The following is a 17,986-nucleotide window of genomic DNA, read 5'->3' as shown; positions in this document are numbered from 1 at the left end:
GGGGCTCGATGGCCCCAGAGTCTTGACACGCGTTCATGGATCAGAGCGGGCTCTCGACAGAGAGACCGGCCCGTAGGGCTTTAACGGTACCTGCTTCCGCGGCCATACGGTACGTCGCCCGCATCACCCGCCGCTCGGCACGACCGGCAAGGTGCCCCGTCCCCGCTGGTCAACTGCGATTTTAACCTGTCCTGTACGGCGACCCGCCGACGGGTGGTGAGGGATGTCTCCCCCGGCCGCCCGTGGCGGGCCGCGCACAGCTGTTTTCCGGCCCGCAAGGCCGCATTTCCGGCCTGGGTCAGGGGCGCTTCGCCTCCGCCATGCGCTGCTCGGCCAGGCGGTCGGCGGCCGCGGCGGGTGGAATGCCGTCGGCCTTCGCGCGAGCGAATATCGCCAGTGTGGTGTCGAAGATCTTCGCCGCCTTGGTCTTGCAGCGGTCGAAGTCGAAGCCGTGCAGCTCGTCGGCCACCTGGATGACGCCGCCGGCGTTCACGACGTAGTCGGGGGCGTAGAGGATGCCGCGGTCGGACAGGTCCTTCTCGACGCCGGGGTGGGCGAGCTGGTTGTTGGCCGCGCCGCACACCACCTTCGCGGTCAGCACCGGCAGCGACCCGTCACTGAGCGCACCGCCCAGCGCACACGGCGCATAGACGTCCAGGCCCTCGGTGCGGATCAGCGCCTCGGTGTCCGCGACCGCTGTGACCTGTGGGTACTTGGCGCGCACCCGCGCCACCGAATCGGCGCGGACATCCGTGATCACGACCTCGGCGCCGTCTTCGAGGAGGTGCTCGACGAGGAGGTGGCCGACCTTGCCGACGCCCGCGATGCCCACCGTGCGGCCGCGCAGCGTCGGGTCGCCCCAGGCGTGCTGGGCCGAGGCGCGCATGCCCTGGAAGACGCCGTAGGCGGTCAGGACGGAGGAGTCGCCGGCGCCACCGTTCGCCGGGGAGCGGCCGGTGGTCCACTTGTTCGTACGGGAGACGACGTCCATATCGGCGACGTAGGTGCCGACGTCGCAGGCGGTGACGTAGCGGCCGCCGAGGGAGGCCACGAACCGGCCGTAGGCGAGCAGGAGTTCCTCGGTCTTGATCAGGTCGGGGTCACCGATGATCACGGCCTTGCCGCCGCCGTGGTCCAGCCCGGCGAGGGCGTTCTTGTAGGACATGCCGCGCGACAGGTTGAGGGCGTCCAGCACGGCCTCCTCCTCGGAGGCGTAGGCATGGAAGCGGGTGCCGCCGAGGGCGGGGCCCAGGGCGGTGCTGTGGATGGCGATCACGGCCTTGAGGCCGCTGGCGCGGTCCTGGCAGAGAACGACCTGCTCATGGCCCCCCTGCTCCGATCGGAACAGGGTGTGCAGAACGCCGCCGTCGGTGCCGGCGTGGGCCGGACGTACGTCAGTCACGGTGGTGACTCCCATAAGTCGCGAAGGGTGCCCTCCGACGGGTGGGGAGGGCCGGTTGAAAAGAGCGTAAGACCTGCGGGACCGGTTGATCGGTCGGGTGCCGAGGATCACCCTCTCCCGGGGGACGGGCATGGGACGATCTGGTCGTATCGCAGGCCGGCGGGGGCCCACGGGACCTCCCGGCGGCCGGCTTCCCCTTTGAAGGAGCGGGCGTGGCCCTGGCGTCGTCGGTGAAGGTCCCGTACATGGCGTATCTACGGGTCTACGAGCCGCTGGCTGCGTTCCCCGAGCCGGAGCGCTCCCACTGGGCGCGCTATGCCAAACGGGAGGACACCCCCACCGCCCAGGACGAGCAGCGCCGGGCGCTGGCCGATCTGCTGGCGACCCCGCCGGCGCCGGTGCCGGTCCACGAGAGCGCGGACGCCTTCATCGCCGTCGTGAACGAGGTGACGTGTGTCTGTCCGTGGCGCACCCGGCTGCGCGGCTGGCAGGCCCTGGAGGCGCTGGACGAGCTGTTGCCGGCGTCGGTGCTGGATGCGGCGCTGCCCCCGGTGGTGCGTCTGCAGGCGGCCACCGACTACGAGCGGTGGCGGGAGCGCAACCCGGACGCGAGGCCCTGGATCCGGGGAGCGGCCTGGCACGTCCCGGTCCGCTGGTTCGTGCTGTTCGACGACGGCGAGCGGGAGTACACAAAGGGTGACCAGGCGCCCGTGATGCGTTACCGGACGCCCATGGTGCAGGCGCGACGACGGGTCGCACGGGGGCTGCGTACGCTGCGCGACGCCCTGGAAGAGGGGCCGCTGATCGACGGCCTGGTAGATGTGGGGCGCTGGCTCGAGGAATTCCATCCGCGTTCGCTCGTGGAGCTGGACTACGGAGGGCTGGTGCACGCGGTGCCCGAGGAGCAGCTCGCCGAGGACCGTTCCGCCGCCGAGGTGGCGGAGGGGCTGGCGGCGCTGCGCGACGGGGACGGTGAGCGGGCCGGGGTCGCGTACGAGAAGCTTGCCCAGCGGTGGCGTGCGGTGCGGGAACGTCAGTTCTCCAGCTGAGCGCCGGCGCGGGCCGGGGATCATGGCGCGGAATGATGGCGTTCGCTTTTCGGTGGTCGCACGGTAAGGGACGTAGGTCCTGATCCGGGCGATTGCCTCAAGCGTGACCTAAAGCACTGACTTCGGGTCTTGCTCCCAAGCCATACCCTCGTGCCAAAATAGGACAAGGAGCCCGACGTGGGCTCCTTCCGTCCAACTAAGGGCGGATAGATCGGTATTGCGCTCCTTGAGGGGTCTCGTGGCGTCTGTTCACGTTGTGACTGATCGTCACGGACGAGTGACTGTCCGCTATGGCACGGTCCATCGGCTTCCGCCGAGGTTGAACACCTGAGAGGGCAATTCCATCGGTTTGGCCGACGTGGCTGGACAGATGGTGTAGTTGTAGTGCCGAGGACAAGCCGTTCGTCCTATAACCGACTCGGCCCGCGTCCGCCATTTCGGGCAACGTGGGTCAAGGTGCAGAATTTAGAGGAAAGAACCGTGATGGTTCGGTTCTCCCGAGGAGGCCGCTCATGACCGCTCGCACCCCTGACGCCGAGCCGCTGCTTACCCCTGCTGAGGTCGCCACGATGTTCCGCGTGGACCCGAAGACGGTGACCCGCTGGGCCAAGGCAGGCAAGCTCACGTCCATCCGCACGCTCGGAGGACACCGGCGTTACCGCGAGGCTGAGGTCCGCGCACTGCTCGCGGGCATTCCGCAGCAGCGCAGCGAGGCCTGAACAACCGCATAACCAGGTCGTTTTCGGGGCCCCCAACCCGAAAATGCCTGCTTTGTACCCCTAGCTCGACCTGTTTCACCTTGCTTTACACAGCTTCATATGACGCGGCGCCTGCCCCAACAGGCCCCACACCCGCCCCATCTTGGGTACGTCATCGATCGCGCTGGACTCCGCCGGGTCCAGCGCGATCTTTTTTGTGTGCGCCCGCTCCAGGGCCCTTCGGGGCGGCCGGGTCGGCACGGCGCCGACGCCACCCCGGACGCCGGTCAGGGTGCCTTCACGGGTCTTGTGGGGGCCTTTGCGCGCGGACCCTGCGGGCTCGTTACCGAGCCGTTCACAGGTAGTGCAATTGCACATATTAAATTGACCGATTGTATGGGGGGTGTAAGTTCCGCATCGCGCCAAACTAGTTCGGTGACACCCGTCACACTACGCGGCGCTTGAAGACGATACGTCCGCTGCGGTAGAGAACTTCCCCCGCCGCGCCCACCAGCCTGCCACTGTGCGGGCGAGGGGGCAGGCGTCGTTGGTCATCCATCCGCGGGACTTTCGCCCTCGGCCGCCGGCGGCTCACAGACGGCCGGCGGCGGGGTGGGGGCGGCCGCGGGCGCCGGACCCGTGGAGCGGGCCGTGTGCGGCTCCATGGCGAGCCGTAGCAGCTGATGGCAGATGGGGCAGTGCCGCATCAGGTGGCGATAGCTCGTGGCCGCCGACAGATGGGCCCGCAGCAGTGCTCTGGTCTCGTGCCGTACCGCAGTCGTCATTGCGCATACCTCCCCGGCCCCCGTGCCCTTCCACAGTGAGTACCGGTGGTGCGCGCCGCAGTCAATACGGCGGGCAGCAAACCGGCTACGCACCGCATTCGGGCAGGCGGTGGGCGTGGACGGAGGCGCGCCCCGGGGCCGGTGGCCCGCAGCGGCCCCGATACCGGCCGCAGGGGCGGGCCCTGACGGGGCGTGCGGTGACCGGCCTCCGGCGGCGGCCGCACACGGGGCGCGGGCTACCGCGGACAGCAGAACGGCCCGCATCCGAGACGAATGCGGGCCGTAAAAATGCGGTCCTGACGGGATTTGAACCCGCGGCCTCCACCTTGACAGGGTGGCGAGCACTCCAAACTGCTCCACAGGACCTTGCGTTTCGCTTTCCGCTTGCGGCGGGCTGCGGAACAAGACTGTACAGCAGGTCAGGGGGTGCGGTCGAACTCGATACCGGCGGCCCTGGTTCCTACGGCGCGGCGGCGTCCACCGCCTTCACGATCCGCTTGTCGGAGACCGGGTACGCGGTGCCCAGGGCGTGCGCGAAGTAGCTCACCCGGAGCTCCTCGATCATCCAGCGGATCTCCCGGGCCGCGGCGGGCACCGGGCGGCCCTGCGGGAACTGCTCCAGCAGCCAGGCGTATTCGTCCTGCATCTCCTTCACCTTCGCCATACGGGTGCGGTCCCGCTCGGAGTGGGTGGGCAGCTGCTGCAGCCGGCGGTCGGCGGCCACCAGATAGCGCATCAGGTCCGGCAGCCGCTTGGCGCCGTGCGCCGTGACGAAGCCCGGTTTGATCAGCGCCGCCAGCTGTTCCTTGATGTCCGTGAGCGACGGGAGCAGGGAGGGGAACGCCGTCTCCTTCAGTCGGCGCTCGCACGCCTGCCAGGCGGCCAGCACCTCCTGGACCTGCTGGATGGTCTTGAGGGTCACGTCCACCAGGTCGGCGCGGACCGCGTCGAAGAGCTTGCGGAAGGACTCCTCGTCCCACGCCGGGCCACCCCGGGCCGCGATCAGCCGGTCGGCCGCGGCGGTGACACAGTCGTCGAAGAGTGCCCCGATCGAGCCGTGCGGATTACGGGACAGCGCCAGCTTCTGCTGGTTGCTCAGCTTGCCCTGGGCGAACTTGGCCGGGGAGGACGGGATGCCCAGCAGGATGAGCCGGCGGGTGCCCGCCCACATCGCCGTGAGCTGCTCGGCCTCGGTGTCGAAGAGGCGGACCGCGACGCTGCTGCCCTCGTCGACCAGCGCCGGGTAGGCCTTCAGCGGCTGGCCCCCGCGCCGCGTTTCGAAGGTGCGCGGCAGGGTGCCGATCGTCCAGGACGTGAGCCCGGTCCGCTGCTCCGGGCCGGCCGGCGCCTGCCCGTCGCCCGCGCCGTCCTTGCGGTCCCCGGCGGGGCGCTCGGCGGCCTGCTCGAAGGCCTTGGAGATGGCCGCCCTGGTCTTCGGCTTGAGCTTCAGCCGCAGTGCCTCCAGATCCTTGTCCTCGGCGAGCTTGCGGCGGCGCTCGTCGACCACCCGGAAGGTGATCTTGAGGTGATCGGGGATCTTGCCCGGGTCGAAGTCCGCGGCGTCGACGGGTACGCCCACCATCCGCTGCAGCCCCGCGGCCAGCGAGGTCGTCAGGGCGCCCTGCAGGGGGACCGTGGAGTCCAGGAAGCGGGCCGCGAAGTTCGGGGCCGGGACGTAGTTGCGGCGGATCGGCTTGGGAAGTGACCGGATCAGCTCGGTCACCAACTGCTCGCGCAGGCCGGGGATCTGCCAGTCGAAGCCCTCGGAGGAGACCTGGTTGAGGACCTGGAGGGGGAGGTGGACGGTCACGCCGTCCGCGTCCGCGCCCGGCTCGAACTGGTAGGTGACCTTGAACTTCAGCTTTCCCTGCCGCCAGGAATCCGGATAGTCGTCCTTGGTGACGGCCTCGGCGGATTCATTGATGAGCATCGAATGCTCGAAGTTCAGCAGCTCCGGCTCTTCGCGGTGCTGCTTCTTCCACCAGGCGTCGAAATGTGCACCGGAGACCACATCGGCCGGAATGCGCTGGTCGTAGAAGTCGAAGAGCGTTTCGTCGTCCACGAGAATGTCGCGGCGCCGGGCGCGGTGCTCCAACTCCTCGACCTCGCCGAGGAGTTTGCGGTTGTCATGGAAGAACTGGTGGTGGGTGCGCCAGTCGCCCTCGACCAGGGCGTTGCGGATGAACAGATCCCGCGAGGTCTCCGGGTCGATCCGGCCGTAGGCGATCTTGCGCTGGGCGACGATCGGGACGCCGTAGAGCGTCACCCGCTCGTACGCCATCACCGCGGCCATCTTCTGTTCCCAGTGCGGCTCGCTGTACGTCCGCTTCACCAGATGCTGGGCGAGCGGCTCGATCCACTCCGGCTCGACCTTCGCGTTCACCCGCGCCCACAGGCGGGACGTCTCGACCAGCTCGGCCGACATCACCCAGCGCGGTGGCTTCTTGAAGAGCGCGGAGCCGGGGAACACCGCGAACTTGGCGCTGCGGGCGCCCAGATACTCGTTCTTGCCGGCCCCTTCTCTCCCGCCCTCCAGCCCTGCGTTCTTGAGTCCGATATGCGAGAGCAAACCGGAAAGCAGCGAGGTGTGGATATGGTCCGGCGCCGCATCCTCCTCGCTGAGGTGGATGCCCATGGTCTTGGCGACCGAACGCAGCTGGGAGTAGATGTCCTGCCACTCGCGTATCCGCAGGTAATTCAGGAATTCGCTGCGGCACATCCGGCGGAAGGCCGAGGAGGACAGCTCTTTCTGCTGCTCGCGGATATAGCGCCACAGGTTGAGGAAGGCGAGGAAGTCGGAAGTCTCGTCCTTGAAGCGGGCGTGCTGCTGGTCGGCCTGCTGCTGTTTGTCGGCGGGCCGCTCGCGCGGGTCCTGGATGGACAGCGCCGCCGCGATGACCATGACCTCTCGGACACAGCCGTTGCGGTCGGCCTCCAGCACCATCCGCGCCAGGCGCGGGTCGACCGGCAGCTGGGAGAGCTTGCGGCCGAGCGGGGTCAGCCGCTGTCCCGACCGGGGGGACTTCTGCTGGGTGTCGAGCGCCCCGAGCTCGCTCAGCAGATCGATGCCGTCCTTGATGTTGCGGCGGTCCGGCGGGTCGATGAACGGGAACTTCTCGATCTCGCCGAGGCCGGCCGCGGTCATCTGCAGGATGACGGAGGCGAGGTTCGTCCGGAGGATCTCGGCGTCCGTGAACTCGGGACGGGAGAGGAAGTCGTCCTCGGAGTAGAGGCGGATGCAGATGCCGTCGCTGGTACGGCCGCAGCGGCCCTTGCGCTGGTTGGCGCTGGCCTGCGAGACCGGCTCGATGGGCAGCCGCTGGACCTTGGTGCGGTAGCTGTAGCGGGAGATACGGGCCATGCCCGGGTCGATGACGTACCGGATGCCCGGGACGGTCAGCGAGGTCTCGGCGACGTTCGTGGCCAGCACGATCCGTCGGCCCGTGTGCCGCTGGAAGACGCGGTGCTGCTCGGCGTGCGACAGCCGCGCGTAGAGGGGGAGGACCTCGGTGAACGGCAGGGCCTTCTTGTTGAGCGCGTCCGCGGTGTCGCGGATCTCCCGCTCGCCGGAGAGGAAGACCAGGATGTCGCCGGGGCCCTCCGACTGCAGCTCGTCCACGGCGTCGCAGATCGCGGTGATCTGGTCGCGGTCCGCGTCCTGGCCGTCTTCTTCCAGCAGCGGGCGATAGCGCACCTCCACCGGATACGTCCGGCCGGAGACCTCCACGATCGGTGCGCTCGGCTTCGCCGCGTCCTCGCCCCCGGAGGAGTCCGCGGCGCCCGGGGGACCCGCCTGACCCGACGGGCCCGGAGCCCCCGGACCGTCCGTCGCGTCCACGGCGGTGAAGGCACCGAAGTGCCGCGCGAACCGCTCCGGGTCGATGGTCGCGGACGTGATCACGAGCTTCAGGTCGGGGCGGCGGGGCAGCAGCTGCGCCAGATAGCCCAGGATGAAGTCGATGTTGAGGCTGCGCTCGTGTGCCTCGTCGATGATGATCGTGTCGTACTGGCGCAGCTCGCGGTCCGTCTGGATCTCGGCGAGCAGAATGCCGTCCGTCATCAGCTTGACGAGGGTGTCGCCGCCGACCTGGTCCGTGAAGCGGACCTTCCAGCCGACCGCCTCGCCCAGCGGGGTCTTCAGCTCCTCGGCCACCCGCTCGGCGACCGTACGGGCCGCGATCCGGCGGGGCTGGGTGTGCCCGATCAGGCCCCGGATGCCGCGGCCGAGCTCCAGACAGATCTTGGGGATCTGCGTCGTCTTGCCGGAGCCGGTCTCACCGGCGACGATCACGACCTGGTGGTCGCGGATCGCGGCGAGGATCTCGTCCTTCTTCTGGCTGACCGGCAGCTCTTGCGGATAGGTGATCCCGGGCACCGCGGCCCGCCGCTGGGCGACCCGCAGCTCCGCCTCGTCGATGCCGGCGGAGATCTCGGCGAGCACGGCGGCCCGGGCCTCGGGCTTACGGATCCGGCGCGCGCCGTCGAGCCGGCGCCCCAGCCGCTGCTGGTCGCGCAGCATCAGCTCGGGCAGCCGCTCCAGCAGAGCGGTCAGGGTGGGAGCGGGGGTGCCGGGCGGGGTGGAGACAGCGCCGTCGGGCAGGGCGGAGGCAGGCTGACTGGACATACGTCCCCCAGGATCTCACCTCACGTAATCGACTGGCGAACCATTTGCCCGTACGGCCGGATCACGGGCCGCCGGGCCGCCGTATACGGGGCATCTGCCCGGGTATGCACCGTGTCGCTGCTTTAGCGTGTCCCTATGGCTGATCACCGCGGCGATTCCGGCCCGCCCGCCGGACCCGCACCGCACGGCGGACCCGCACTGCCCGGCGCACACGGCAGGCCGCGGACCGGCGCGGGGAAGTGGGCGGCCTTCAAGAAGTCGCCCTACTTCCCCGCGGTCGTGCTGATCTTCATCGTCGCCGCGGCGGCCGGTCTGTTCGCCGGTTCGTACACGTACGCCATGGCCAATCCGACCCCGCGGTCCATCCCCACCGCCGTGGTCGGCTCTCCCGACACCCCACCGGTGAAGGCCTTCACCCAGGGGATGGAGAAGGCACTGAACGCTTCGCTCCGGCTGACCGGATACCCCACGTACGGCCGGGCCCGGCGGGCCGTCGACGAGCAGGAGGAGTTCGCGATCCTGCGTGCCCGCGGCAGGGGCGTGGAGCTGGATGTCTCCGGTGCTTCGGGGGCCACGGTGGCGCAGCTGCTGACCCAGTCGGGCGCGAAGGTCGGCAAAGCGATCGGCGTGGACGTCCGGATCCGGGACATCAAGCCGCTGCAGAAGGGCGATCCGCGCGGTCTGGCGCTGTTCTACATCTCGCTGGCCGCGGTGATCATCGGCTTCGTCGGCGCGATCCAGCTCAGCGTGCACGCCCGCGGCCTGGAGCCGGCCGAGCGGATCGCCTGCACCGCGGTCTATGCGCTGCTGGGGGGCTTTTGCATCGCGGCGGTGGTCGACTGGTGGCTGACTGCGCTGCGGCTGCCGTTCGTGGAGTCCTGGCTGATCCTGGCGCTGACGATGTTCACGTCCGGCATGGTCTTCACGATGTTCAACGCCCTCATGGGGCGCTGGGCGATGATCCCCACCTGGGGACTGATGGTGCTGCTGGGCAACCCCTCCTCGGGCGGTGCGGTCTCCTGGCCGCTGCTGCCGTCCGCCCTCGGTCTCGTCGGCCGCTGGCTGCCGCCGGGCGGCTCGGTCAACGCCCAGCACACCGCCGTCTACTTCGGCGGCCACCAGCACGCCTTCCCCTTCCTGGTGCTGGCCGGCTGGTCGGTGCTCTCGTGCACGGTCTTCTGGATCTGGCGGCACCGCCACCCGGGTGGCCGCGAGGAGACCGTGGCGCCGGCCGCGGATGCGTGAGGCGGCGGGGGCGCCCGGCGGAAAAGGGGATTACGCGGTATGCGCGCATCCGCGAGGATGACGGCATGGACAAGGGATTACGCAATGCGGCGGGTATCGCCATGATGGCCGCCGGTTTCGCGCTCGCCAGCTGGCTGGTCTTCGGCGCGCCGCAATCCGGGCAGGACGACGGGTGGCGACTGGTGCGGATGGCGCTGGGCATGACGGCGATGGGGACGATCAGCGGCGGCGCCCGGCTGATCTTCTGGGGGCCGAAGGGCGAGCGCGACGGCTTCGCCGGGGAATCGGTCACCGACAGGGCCTAAGAGCTGTCACCGACCGGACATGAAGAAGGCCCCGGTTCCAGGAACCGGGGCCTTCTCCCAATGGGTGTGGCTGGGGCCGGGGTCGAACCGGCGACCTATCGCTTTTCAGGCGATCGCTCGTACCAACTGAGCTACCCAGCCGCAGCGGTCCTGACGGGATTTGAACCCGCGGCCTCCACCTTGACAGGGTGGCGAGCACTCCAAACTGCTCCACAGGACCTTGCATTGTGCGAAAGCGGCGTGAACCAGTCTCGCACACGGTGATGCGTGCCCCCAACGGGATTCGAACCCGTGCTACCGCCTTGAAAGGGCGGCGTCCTGGGCCACTAGACGATGAGGGCTGGTGGCCACCTTGGCGTCGTTACCGGCGCCGTCGGGGACGTGAGAAGCATATGGGATGGGAGGACCGTTCGCCAAAACGGTTTACCGGGGGCCGCCGGAAGGGCTCCCGGCCGGGCGCGGAAGCGGGCCGGACGGCAAGCCGGACGAGGGTCGGGACGAGGGTCGGGACGAGGGGCCGGACGAGTGAGGGGAGCCGGACGGCGAGGGTGTGGCGCCGGGTTGGTTCTCGCGGGGGAGGTGGCGGCTGACCTCGGCCCGCGACAGGCCCAGTCCACCGAGGGTGATCTCGTCCCACGCCTGCAGCCGTTTCGTCGTCCGGTCCAGATAGAGCACCGACGCCTCGACCGGCGCGGGCTTCTTGTTCTGCACCGCGCGCAGCCCGCCGCCGCCCGTGGAGCCCTCGACCATCAGCCGGGTGCCCTGGGGGAGCGTGGTGTTCTCGCGGTGGTGGAGGTGGCCGGCCAGCGCCAGCGGGGCCAGACCGTCCGCCTCGGTCACGGCGGTGGGGTTGTGGGCCAGCGCGATGTCGACGGGGGTGCCGGCCAGCCGCTGGGTGCGCAGCGAGTCGGCGAGCCGGCCGCCTGCGGTGCGCTCGGCGGGTTCGCCGGCCGCCACCACGGAGCGGTCCGGGGTGAACTGCGGGTCACCGATGCCCGCGAGACGCACGCCGGCGATCCGGGTGGCCTTGCCGTGGTCGAGGACGGTGACGTGGGTGCGGCCGGTCAGGTACTTCTGCGTGCTGCGCGAGTCGTGGTTGCCGCGCACCCAGACGTACGGGGCGCCGAGGGTGGAGACCGGGTCCAGGAAGTGGTTCTCGGCGGCCGAGCCGTGGTCCATGGTGTCGCCGGTGTCGATGATCACGCTGATCCGGTACTGCTTCACCAGGGAGGCGATGATCCGCCAGCTGCCGGGGTTGAGGTGGATGTCGGAGACGTGCAGCACCCGGATGGTGGTGGGGTCCGGCTGGTAGAGCGGCAGCGTCGAGGTGGCGTCGTAGAGCTTGGTCACATTGGTGACCAGGCGCGCCAACTCCTTTTGGTAGACGTTGAATTCGCTGACGATGTTGCGGGCGTTGCCGACCACGGACGGGGCCGAGGAGAGCAGTCCGGAGAACTTCGGCTCCAGTACGGACCGGGGGTTCCAGGTGGCGTACGCGGTGCCGGCGGAGGCGGCGAGCAGGGCGAGCGCCAGCCCCCCGGCGGCCAGCGCGCGGCGCGGGCGGCGGTGGACGGCCAGGCTCAGCGCGGTCGCGCCGGACGCCACGGCGATACCGGAGTGCAGCGCCAGTCCCAGGGCGCCGCGGGTGACGTCACGGGTGACCTCGTCCTGCAGGCCGGCGAACCGTTCGGGGTGGTCGACGAGCGCCTGGGAGCGGACCGGGTCCAGACGGTCGACATCGACATCGAGCCGTACGGGTGCGTAGTGGCTGCTCAGTTCCAGGTCGCCGAGGGGCGGGACATTGATCCGGGTGCCACCGGTCAGCGAGGGGCGCAGCGCCATGCTGGTGTCCATCGGGCCGACGGGGGCGTGGACGCCGCCGATCAGGACCAGCCCCAGCCAGGCACCGAGGACGGCCACGGATATCAGGCCGAGGGCGGAGCGCAGGGGGCGCCGCGGGGCGGCGCCGGGCAGGGTGGCGGATGCCGGGTGGGCTAAGGAGCGCAACGGGTTGTCGCGGGTGGCAGCCGGGGCCGTACGGCGGGAGCGGTAGGCGCGGCGGACGGCTGCGGGCAGTGCGGGTACGCCGTGGAGCCAGGGGAACAGCAGCCGGTGCGGCGGGGTGCGCGGGGTGTCGGGGTGCGGTGTCCGGGAGCGCGCGGCGCGGGCCATTGGTCCCGTATGCCCGGCCGGCGGCACCGCCATGCGGTGAGCGGTGGCTTCCGGTTGGGGTGCGGAGCGGCGGGCGGGACGCGACGATCGGTGGTGGGTCCGGGTGGCGGAGAATGGTGGTGTGCTGGAAATGACGCGCGAGGAGTTCGAGGAACTGGTCGCCGAGGCGCTGGACCGGATTCCGCCGGAGCTGACCCGGCTGATGGACAACGTGGCCGTCTTCGTCGAGGACGAGCCCCCGGCCGGCGATCCCGAGTTGCTCGGACTGTACGAGGGAACGCCGCTGACCGACCGCGGGGAGTGGTACGCGGGTGTGCTGCCCGACCGGATCACCGTCTACCGGGGGCCGACGCTGCGGATGTGCGACACGCGCGAGGACGTGGTCGCGGAGACCGAAGTGACGGTCGTTCATGAGATCGCGCACCACTTCGGGATCGACGACGAGCGGCTGCACGCGCTCGGCTATGGCTAGTGCGGCTGGTGCGGTTGGTACGGCTGGGGAGGAGCCCCCTGGGGAGCGTCGCCGGGCGGGAGGCTGACGACCGCCGCTGGACCGGTCTGCGACGGTCGGCGTCCAGCCGGCGTCTCATCGGCCGGGTCTGCGGGGACCGGCCGTGTGGGCGGTACGAGTCCGGGCCCGGCCGGACGGCACGACCGCACGACCGGCTCGACCGCCACGACCGGCGCGACCCGGTCGACCGGCGCGATCGGCGGGATCGGCCGGGCCGGGTGCGTGTCCTCGGGTGGGGAGCGGGAGTTGGGCAGGGCGTCCGTGCCGCTGTCCCTGCGCTCCGGATCCGGAGGTCCCGCCGTGCGCCCGAGCCCCTACCACTCGCCCCTGACGCCGACACCGTCCCCGTCGCCGTCCGTCACCCCTGCCCCCTCGTCGCGCCCGCCGGCGCGCCGTAGGCACTCCCGGGCCGTCGCCGCGGCCGTGGCCGTCTCCGCGCTGGCCGCGTCGCTGGCCGGCTGTATGAGCGTGAGCGATCCGGAAAAGCCGAGACCGTCCGGCAGCACCGCGCGGCATGACGGGGAAGGCGGGGTGCCCGGCCCCGGCGGGGTGACCGTGGACGGCCGTGGCGGCGGGCCGCGGCGGATGGGCCATCACGGCGCCGGGCGCCCGGCCGGCGGCGACGACAAGGCGAAGAAGAAGTCGGGGAGTGCGAAACCGACGCCGTCCGGGCCCGGTGAGCCGTCCCGGCCCGTGGAGCCGTCGGGTCCCGAGCCGGGGGCGGGCGGTGTCCACGGCGGCTCCGACGGTCACGGCGGGCGCCCCGGACACCCGAAGCCCTCGCCGTCCCGCCCCGACCGCCCCACCCCGCCGGCCTCGCCCCCGCCCGGTACGCCCACCGCGCAGCCGACCCCGCCGCCCAGCAGCGCTCCGCCGCCGCCGAGTTCCCAGGCGTCCGGACCGTCTCCCGTCTCGCCGCTGTCGCCGTCCCAGTCGCAGTCGGATCCGTACGAGGAAGAGGCATAGGAGCGAAAGGGGAGTGGAGGTGTGGAAGGCACGGAAGGCGCGGAAGGTGCGGAATGGGGTATTGCGGGCGGGGGGTGAGGGGTGCCGGCCGGGGTGCGTGGCCTTGTGTGGGCGGGGGTGTCAGGGGGGTGGACGGCAGGGGCCGGAAGGTCATTTGCCATCCGGGGGGCGGAGTGCGTATGGTGGTAGATCGTTTGATCCCATTTGCCCGGCGCCAGAACAGAAGCGCGCCGCGTGGCGCGTTCTCTCCCTTGCCGTGGCTGACCGCATAGAGGCGGTCGTGTGAAACACACGGAGTTTGGGCGCGTGCCGAGACTCCGGAAGGTTTCGCATTTCGCATGTCCATTTCCACTGAGCAGTCCGTCATGCCCGCAATCGACGAGCAGACGGTTCCCGAGGTGACGGCGGCCGACGAGGCGCCCGAGACCGACGCGGCCGAAGCCGCCACCGACACCGTCACCTTCGCCGACCTCGGACTGCCCGAGGGCGTCGTCCGCAAGCTCGCGCAGAACGGCGTCACCACCCCCTTCCCGATCCAGGCCGCGACCATCCCGGACGCGCTGGCCGGCAAGGACATCCTCGGCCGCGGCCGCACCGGCTCCGGCAAGACGCTCTCCTTCGGTCTGCCGACCCTGGCCCAGCTCACCGGCGGCAGCACCGAGAAGAAGAAGCCCCGCGCGATCATCCTCACCCCGACCCGTGAGCTCGCGATGCAGGTCGCGGACGCCCTCCAGCCCTACGGCGACGTGCTGGGCCTGAAGATGAAGGTCGTCTGCGGCGGTACGTCCATGGGCAACCAGATCTACGCCCTGGAGCGCGGCGTCGACGTCCTCGTCGCCACCCCGGGCCGGCTGCGCGACATCATCAACCGTGGCGCCTGCTCCCTGGAGAACGTCCAGGTCGCGGTCCTCGACGAGGCCGACCAGATGTCCGACCTGGGCTTCCTGCCCGAGGTCACCGAGCTGCTCGACCAGATCCCCGGCGGCGGCCAGCGGATGCTCTTCTCCGCCACCATGGAGAACGAGATCGGCACCCTGGTCAAGCGCTACCTGACCAACCCGGTCACCCACGAGGTCGACAGCGCCCAGGGCAACGTCACGACCATGACCCACCACGTCCTCGTCGTGAAGCCGAAGGACAAGGCGCCGGTCACCGCCGCCATCGCCGCCCGCAAGGGCCGCACCATCATCTTCGTCCGTACGCAGCTGGGTGCGGACCGCATCGCCGAGCAGCTCGTCGAGTCCGGCGTGAAGGCCGACGCGCTGCACGGCGGTATGACGCAGGGCGCGCGGACCCGGGTGCTCGCGGACTTCAAGGACGGCTACGTCAACGCGCTGGTCGCCACCGACGTCGCCGCCCGCGGTATCCACGTCGACGGCATCGACCTGGTCCTGAACGTCGACCCCGCCGGTGACCACAAGGACTACCTGCACCGCTCGGGCCGTACCGCCCGCGCCGGCCAGTCCGGCACCGTCGTCTCGCTGTCGCTGCCGCACCAGCGCCGCCAGATCTTCCGCCTGATGGAGGACGCGGGCGTGGACGCCTCGCGCCACATCGTCGGCGGCTCCGGTGCCTTCGACGAGGACGTCGCCCGCATCACCGGTGCGCGCTCGCTCACCGAGGTCCAGGCCGACGGTGCGAACAACTCCGCCAAGCAGGCCGAGCGCGAGGTGGCCGAGGTCACCCGCGAGCTGGAGCGTCTGCAGCGCCGCGCCTCCGAGCTGCGCGAGGAGGCCGACCGGCTGACCGCCCGCGCCGCCCGTGAGCGGGGCGAGGACCCGGCCGAGGCGCTTGCCGCCGCAGCCGTCACCGCCGAGGCCGAGGCCGCCGCCGAGGCCGCCGTACCGGCCCAGGCCGGAGCGTCGGACGAGCGCCGCGACGACCGGGGCAACTTCGAGCGCCGCGACCGTCGTGACGACCGCTCGGGTGGCCGTTCTTTCGACCGTGACCGTCGCGATGACCGTTCCGGTGGTGGTTTCAACCGCGACCGTCGTGACGACCGTTCCGGTGGCCGTTCCTTCGACCGTCGTGACGACCGCTCGGGTGGCCGTTCTTTCGACCGTGACCGTCGCGATGACCGCTCGGGTGGTGGTTTCAACCGCGACCGTCGCGATGACCGTTCCGGTGGCCGTTCTTTCGACCGTGACCGTCGCGATGACCGCTCGGGTGGTGGTTTCAACCGCGACCGTCGTGACGACCGTTCCGGTGGCCGTTCCTTCGACCGTCGTGACGACCGCTCCGGCGGTGGCTTCAACCGCGACCGCGGCGACCGTCCGAGCCGCCCGTTCAACCGTGACGACCGTTCCGGTGGCCGTCCGTCCTCCGGCGGCTACCGCTCCGGTGGCGGCGACCGTCCGTTCAACCGTGACGACCGTTCCGGTGGCCGTCCGGCCTCCGGTGGCCACCGCTCCGGTGGCGGCGACCGTCCGTACGGCCGCCGTGACGACCACCGTGGCGCCACGACCGGCTCCGGCGGCCGCCGTGACGACAAGCCGCGCTGGAAGCGCAACGGCTGATCACACACGTTGATCACACGCGTTGATCGCACACGCTGATCCGCAGGGCCCGTACGGACTCAAGTCCCGTACGGGCCCTGTGCGTTGAGGGGTGGACAGGGGCCCGGTCCGGTTCGCCGACGGGCTCCGTGGCACCCTTCCGGGCAGCCCGATCCCTAATGCCTTCGGGCTGCGGCACATCCTCGGGCTATGCTGCTCGGTGCGGGCCATTAGCTCAATTGGCAGAGCAGTGGACTTTTAATCCATTGGTTCAGGGTTCGAGCCCCTGATGGCCCACCAGAAGAGGACGGCAGAGCCGTCCGGCCTGCTGAGGAGCGCCCCGAGGCCCGGACCCCATGCGGTCCGGGCCTTTCGTGTGGGCGGGGCGCCGCGGGCGCTCAGCCGAGGGCGCACAAGTGGCCCCGAAGGGAGCGGTCTTGTGCGGGGGCCGGCGGCGCCGTGACCCGTCCGGCCCCCGACGATTCGCCGCCCGGCGCCGTAGCGGAAACGCTGGGGACGTCGACGCGGCCGCCACCACGGTGCTCGTACGGACGGGCGGGAGTGGGAAGAGGCCGGTGCGGATGCTCCAAGACGAAGCGCCCCCCAAGGACGACGGGGGACGGCAGGTGCGCCGTGGCCGGCGGCCGAAGCTGTCCGGCCGCCACCTGGTGCGCCGGCTTCCCGCCCTTCTGATCGCCGGCGGCCTCGCCGTCGGCATCGCCACGCCGGCCGGCTACACCGCCGCCCCCTTCTTCTGCGCCGCCCCGCTGATCGCCGCGTCGCTCTCCTCCCTGCGCAGCACCGCGCTCACGGCCCTGGCCGCCGTGCTCGGCGAGATCTGGGCCGTCACCTACCGCGGCGCCCTTGAGGACTACCAGGAGTCCGCGGCGGAGAGCGCCATGGTCTTCGTGGTCGCCCTGCTGGCCCTCGGCCTCAACCGGTTCGCCCGGAGGAGCGATGCCCATCTGGCGTCCGTACGGGACATCTCGGAGGCCGCCCAGCGCGCCGTACTGCCGACGCCACCCGAACAGCTCGCCGGCCTCGCCGTCGCCGCCCGCTACGTCGGTGCGCGGGCGGATGCCCGGATCGGCGGCGACCTCTATGCGGTGCAGGACACCCCGCACGGCGTACGGCTGATCGTCGGCGACGTACGGGGCAAGGGGCTGGAGGCGGTGGAGGCCGCGGTGATCGTCGTCGGTGCCTTCCGCGAGGCGGCGGAGCAGGAGACGACGTTGGAGGCGGTGGCGGGCCGGCTGGAGCGGGCGCTGCAACGCGAGGGCGGACGGCGCGCGGGGCTCGACCAGTTCGAGGGGTTCACCACCGCCGTCCTCGCCGAAATCCCCGCCAACGGGCAGTCCGTGCTGCGCGTGCTCAACCGCGGCCATCCGTCCCCGCTGCTGCTCACCCTGGACGGCGGGCTGCGTGAGCTGGTGCCCGCGGTGCCGGCGCTGCCGCTGGGCATGAGCGAGGTGGCGAGCTGGCCGGACCGGTCGGACGAGACGTTCTTCCCGGCCGGCGCCCTGCTGCTGTTCTTCACCGACGGGGTGACCGAGGCCAGGGACCTGCTGGGCCGCTTCTACCAACCGGCGAGCAGACTGCGCGGCCGGCGCTTCCCGGGGCCGGACGCCCTCCTGGACACCCTCGTCGAGGATGTCGCGCGGCATACGGGCGGCGCACCGGCCGACGATATGGCCCTGTTGGCGGTGCAGCGGCCGATGAGGGCGTAGGGGGCGC

The 17,986-nt window shown here is 70.8% G+C and carries 12 protein-coding genes and 5 tRNA genes; 9 read left to right on the top strand and 8 right to left on the bottom strand.

Annotated features, from left to right (window positions below; all coding sequences use genetic code 11):
• Positions 1-298: 298 nt before the first annotated feature.
• The gene (locus ACF088_RS34865; RefSeq protein ID WP_392379884.1) at positions 299-1,417 is read right to left on the bottom strand and encodes a Leu/Phe/Val dehydrogenase; all 1,119 of its coding nucleotides are present in this window, start codon (positions 1,415-1,417) and stop codon (positions 299-301) included.
• Between the two features lie 197 nt (positions 1,418-1,614).
• Here ACF088_RS34865 and ACF088_RS34860 point away from each other — a divergent pair, with 197 nt between their 5' ends.
• Entirely contained in the window at positions 1,615-2,451 is an 837-nt protein-coding gene (locus ACF088_RS34860) for a hypothetical protein (protein ID WP_392379882.1), read from the top strand.
• Positions 2,452-2,963: 512 nt separating this feature from the next.
• Positions 2,964-3,170, top strand: a complete 207-nt coding sequence (gene bldC, locus ACF088_RS34855; RefSeq protein WP_003949541.1) for a developmental transcriptional regulator BldC — start codon at positions 2,964-2,966, stop codon at positions 3,168-3,170.
• A gap of 530 nt (positions 3,171-3,700) precedes the next feature.
• Here the strand turns inward: bldC and ACF088_RS34850 are convergent.
• The 3 genes from ACF088_RS34850 to hrpA form a co-directional block, all read right to left on the bottom strand.
• A complete protein-coding gene (locus tag ACF088_RS34850) occupies positions 3,701-3,934 on the bottom strand; it encodes a DUF6274 family protein (protein WP_392379881.1) in 234 nt (77 codons plus the stop codon).
• Between the two features lie 291 nt (positions 3,935-4,225).
• A tRNA-Asp gene (locus ACF088_RS34845) sits at positions 4,226-4,300 on the bottom strand.
• Between the two features lie 94 nt (positions 4,301-4,394).
• Entirely contained in the window at positions 4,395-8,558 is a 4,164-nt protein-coding gene (hrpA, locus tag ACF088_RS34840) for an ATP-dependent RNA helicase HrpA (protein ID WP_392379879.1), read from the bottom strand.
• A 135-nt stretch (positions 8,559-8,693) separates the two neighbouring features.
• On the opposite strand from hrpA, the gene ACF088_RS34835 reads away from it, so the two are divergent.
• Together ACF088_RS34835 and ACF088_RS34830 are read left to right on the top strand one after the other, a co-directional pair.
• A complete protein-coding gene (locus tag ACF088_RS34835) occupies positions 8,694-9,803 on the top strand; it encodes an ABC transporter permease (RefSeq protein ID WP_392379877.1) in 1,110 nt (369 codons plus the stop codon).
• Between the two features lie 65 nt (positions 9,804-9,868).
• Positions 9,869-10,108, top strand: a complete 240-nt coding sequence (locus ACF088_RS34830; protein ID WP_392379876.1) for a hypothetical protein — start codon at positions 9,869-9,871, stop codon at positions 10,106-10,108.
• A gap of 67 nt (positions 10,109-10,175) precedes the next feature.
• Here ACF088_RS34830 and ACF088_RS34825 read toward each other — a convergent pair.
• The 4 genes from ACF088_RS34825 to ACF088_RS34810 form a co-directional block, all read right to left on the bottom strand.
• A tRNA-Phe gene (locus tag ACF088_RS34825) sits at positions 10,176-10,249 on the bottom strand.
• Positions 10,250-10,253: 4 nt separating this feature from the next.
• A tRNA-Asp gene (locus ACF088_RS34820) sits at positions 10,254-10,328 on the bottom strand.
• A 48-nt stretch (positions 10,329-10,376) separates the two neighbouring features.
• Positions 10,377-10,449, bottom strand: a tRNA-Glu gene (locus tag ACF088_RS34815).
• An 82-nt stretch (positions 10,450-10,531) separates the two neighbouring features.
• Positions 10,532-12,280: a metallophosphoesterase gene (locus ACF088_RS34810; protein ID WP_392379874.1), complete on the bottom strand. Its 1,749-nt coding sequence runs from the start codon at positions 12,278-12,280 to the stop codon at positions 10,532-10,534.
• 121 nt (positions 12,281-12,401) lie between these two features.
• On the opposite strand from ACF088_RS34810, the gene ACF088_RS34805 reads away from it, so the two are divergent.
• The 5 genes from ACF088_RS34805 to ACF088_RS34785 all read left to right on the top strand — a co-directional run bounded on the left by ACF088_RS34805 (position 12,402) and on the right by ACF088_RS34785 (position 17,979).
• Complete coding sequence (locus ACF088_RS34805) at positions 12,402-12,752, top strand: metallopeptidase family protein (RefSeq protein ID WP_088798549.1); 351 nt, start codon at positions 12,402-12,404, stop codon at positions 12,750-12,752.
• Positions 12,753-12,896: 144 nt separating this feature from the next.
• Entirely contained in the window at positions 12,897-13,757 is an 861-nt protein-coding gene (locus ACF088_RS34800) for a hypothetical protein (RefSeq protein ID WP_392379872.1), read from the top strand.
• 338 nt (positions 13,758-14,095) lie between these two features.
• Complete coding sequence (locus ACF088_RS34795) at positions 14,096-16,273, top strand: DEAD/DEAH box helicase (protein WP_392379871.1); 2,178 nt, start codon at positions 14,096-14,098, stop codon at positions 16,271-16,273.
• Positions 16,274-16,476: 203 nt separating this feature from the next.
• Positions 16,477-16,552, top strand: a tRNA-Lys gene (locus ACF088_RS34790).
• A gap of 281 nt (positions 16,553-16,833) precedes the next feature.
• Positions 16,834-17,979, top strand: coding sequence for a PP2C family protein-serine/threonine phosphatase (locus ACF088_RS34785; RefSeq protein WP_392379869.1), 1,146 nt, complete (start codon positions 16,834-16,836; stop codon positions 17,977-17,979).
• The last annotated feature ends 7 nt before the right edge of the window (positions 17,980-17,986 follow it).

The sequence above is a fragment of the Streptomyces sp. NPDC015125 genome, assembly GCF_043080045.1.
Taxonomy (GTDB): Bacteria; Actinomycetota; Actinomycetes; order Streptomycetales; family Streptomycetaceae; genus Streptomyces.
This window is presented reverse-complemented; position numbering and strand designations above follow the sequence as displayed.

Excerpts from the sequence above, each read along its gene's own strand:
- ACF088_RS34865 (WP_392379884.1), bottom strand. The coding sequence starts at position 1,417 with ATGGGAGTCACCACCGTGACTGACGTACGTCCGGCCCACGCCGGCACC.
- bldC (WP_003949541.1), top strand. The coding sequence starts at position 2,964 with ATGACCGCTCGCACCCCTGACGCCGAGCCGCTGCTTACCCCTGCTGAG.
- ACF088_RS34850 (WP_392379881.1), bottom strand. The coding sequence starts at position 3,934 with ATGACGACTGCGGTACGGCACGAGACCAGAGCACTGCTGCGGGCCCAT.
- hrpA (WP_392379879.1), bottom strand. The coding sequence starts at position 8,558 with ATGTCCAGTCAGCCTGCCTCCGCCCTGCCCGACGGCGCTGTCTCCACC.
- ACF088_RS34835 (WP_392379877.1), top strand. The coding sequence starts at position 8,694 with ATGGCTGATCACCGCGGCGATTCCGGCCCGCCCGCCGGACCCGCACCG.
- ACF088_RS34830 (WP_392379876.1), top strand. The coding sequence starts at position 9,869 with ATGGACAAGGGATTACGCAATGCGGCGGGTATCGCCATGATGGCCGCC.
- ACF088_RS34810 (WP_392379874.1), bottom strand. The coding sequence starts at position 12,280 with ATGGCCCGCGCCGCGCGCTCCCGGACACCGCACCCCGACACCCCGCGC.
- ACF088_RS34795 (WP_392379871.1), top strand. The coding sequence starts at position 14,096 with ATGTCCATTTCCACTGAGCAGTCCGTCATGCCCGCAATCGACGAGCAG.
- ACF088_RS34785 (WP_392379869.1), top strand. The coding sequence starts at position 16,834 with ATGCTCCAAGACGAAGCGCCCCCCAAGGACGACGGGGGACGGCAGGTG.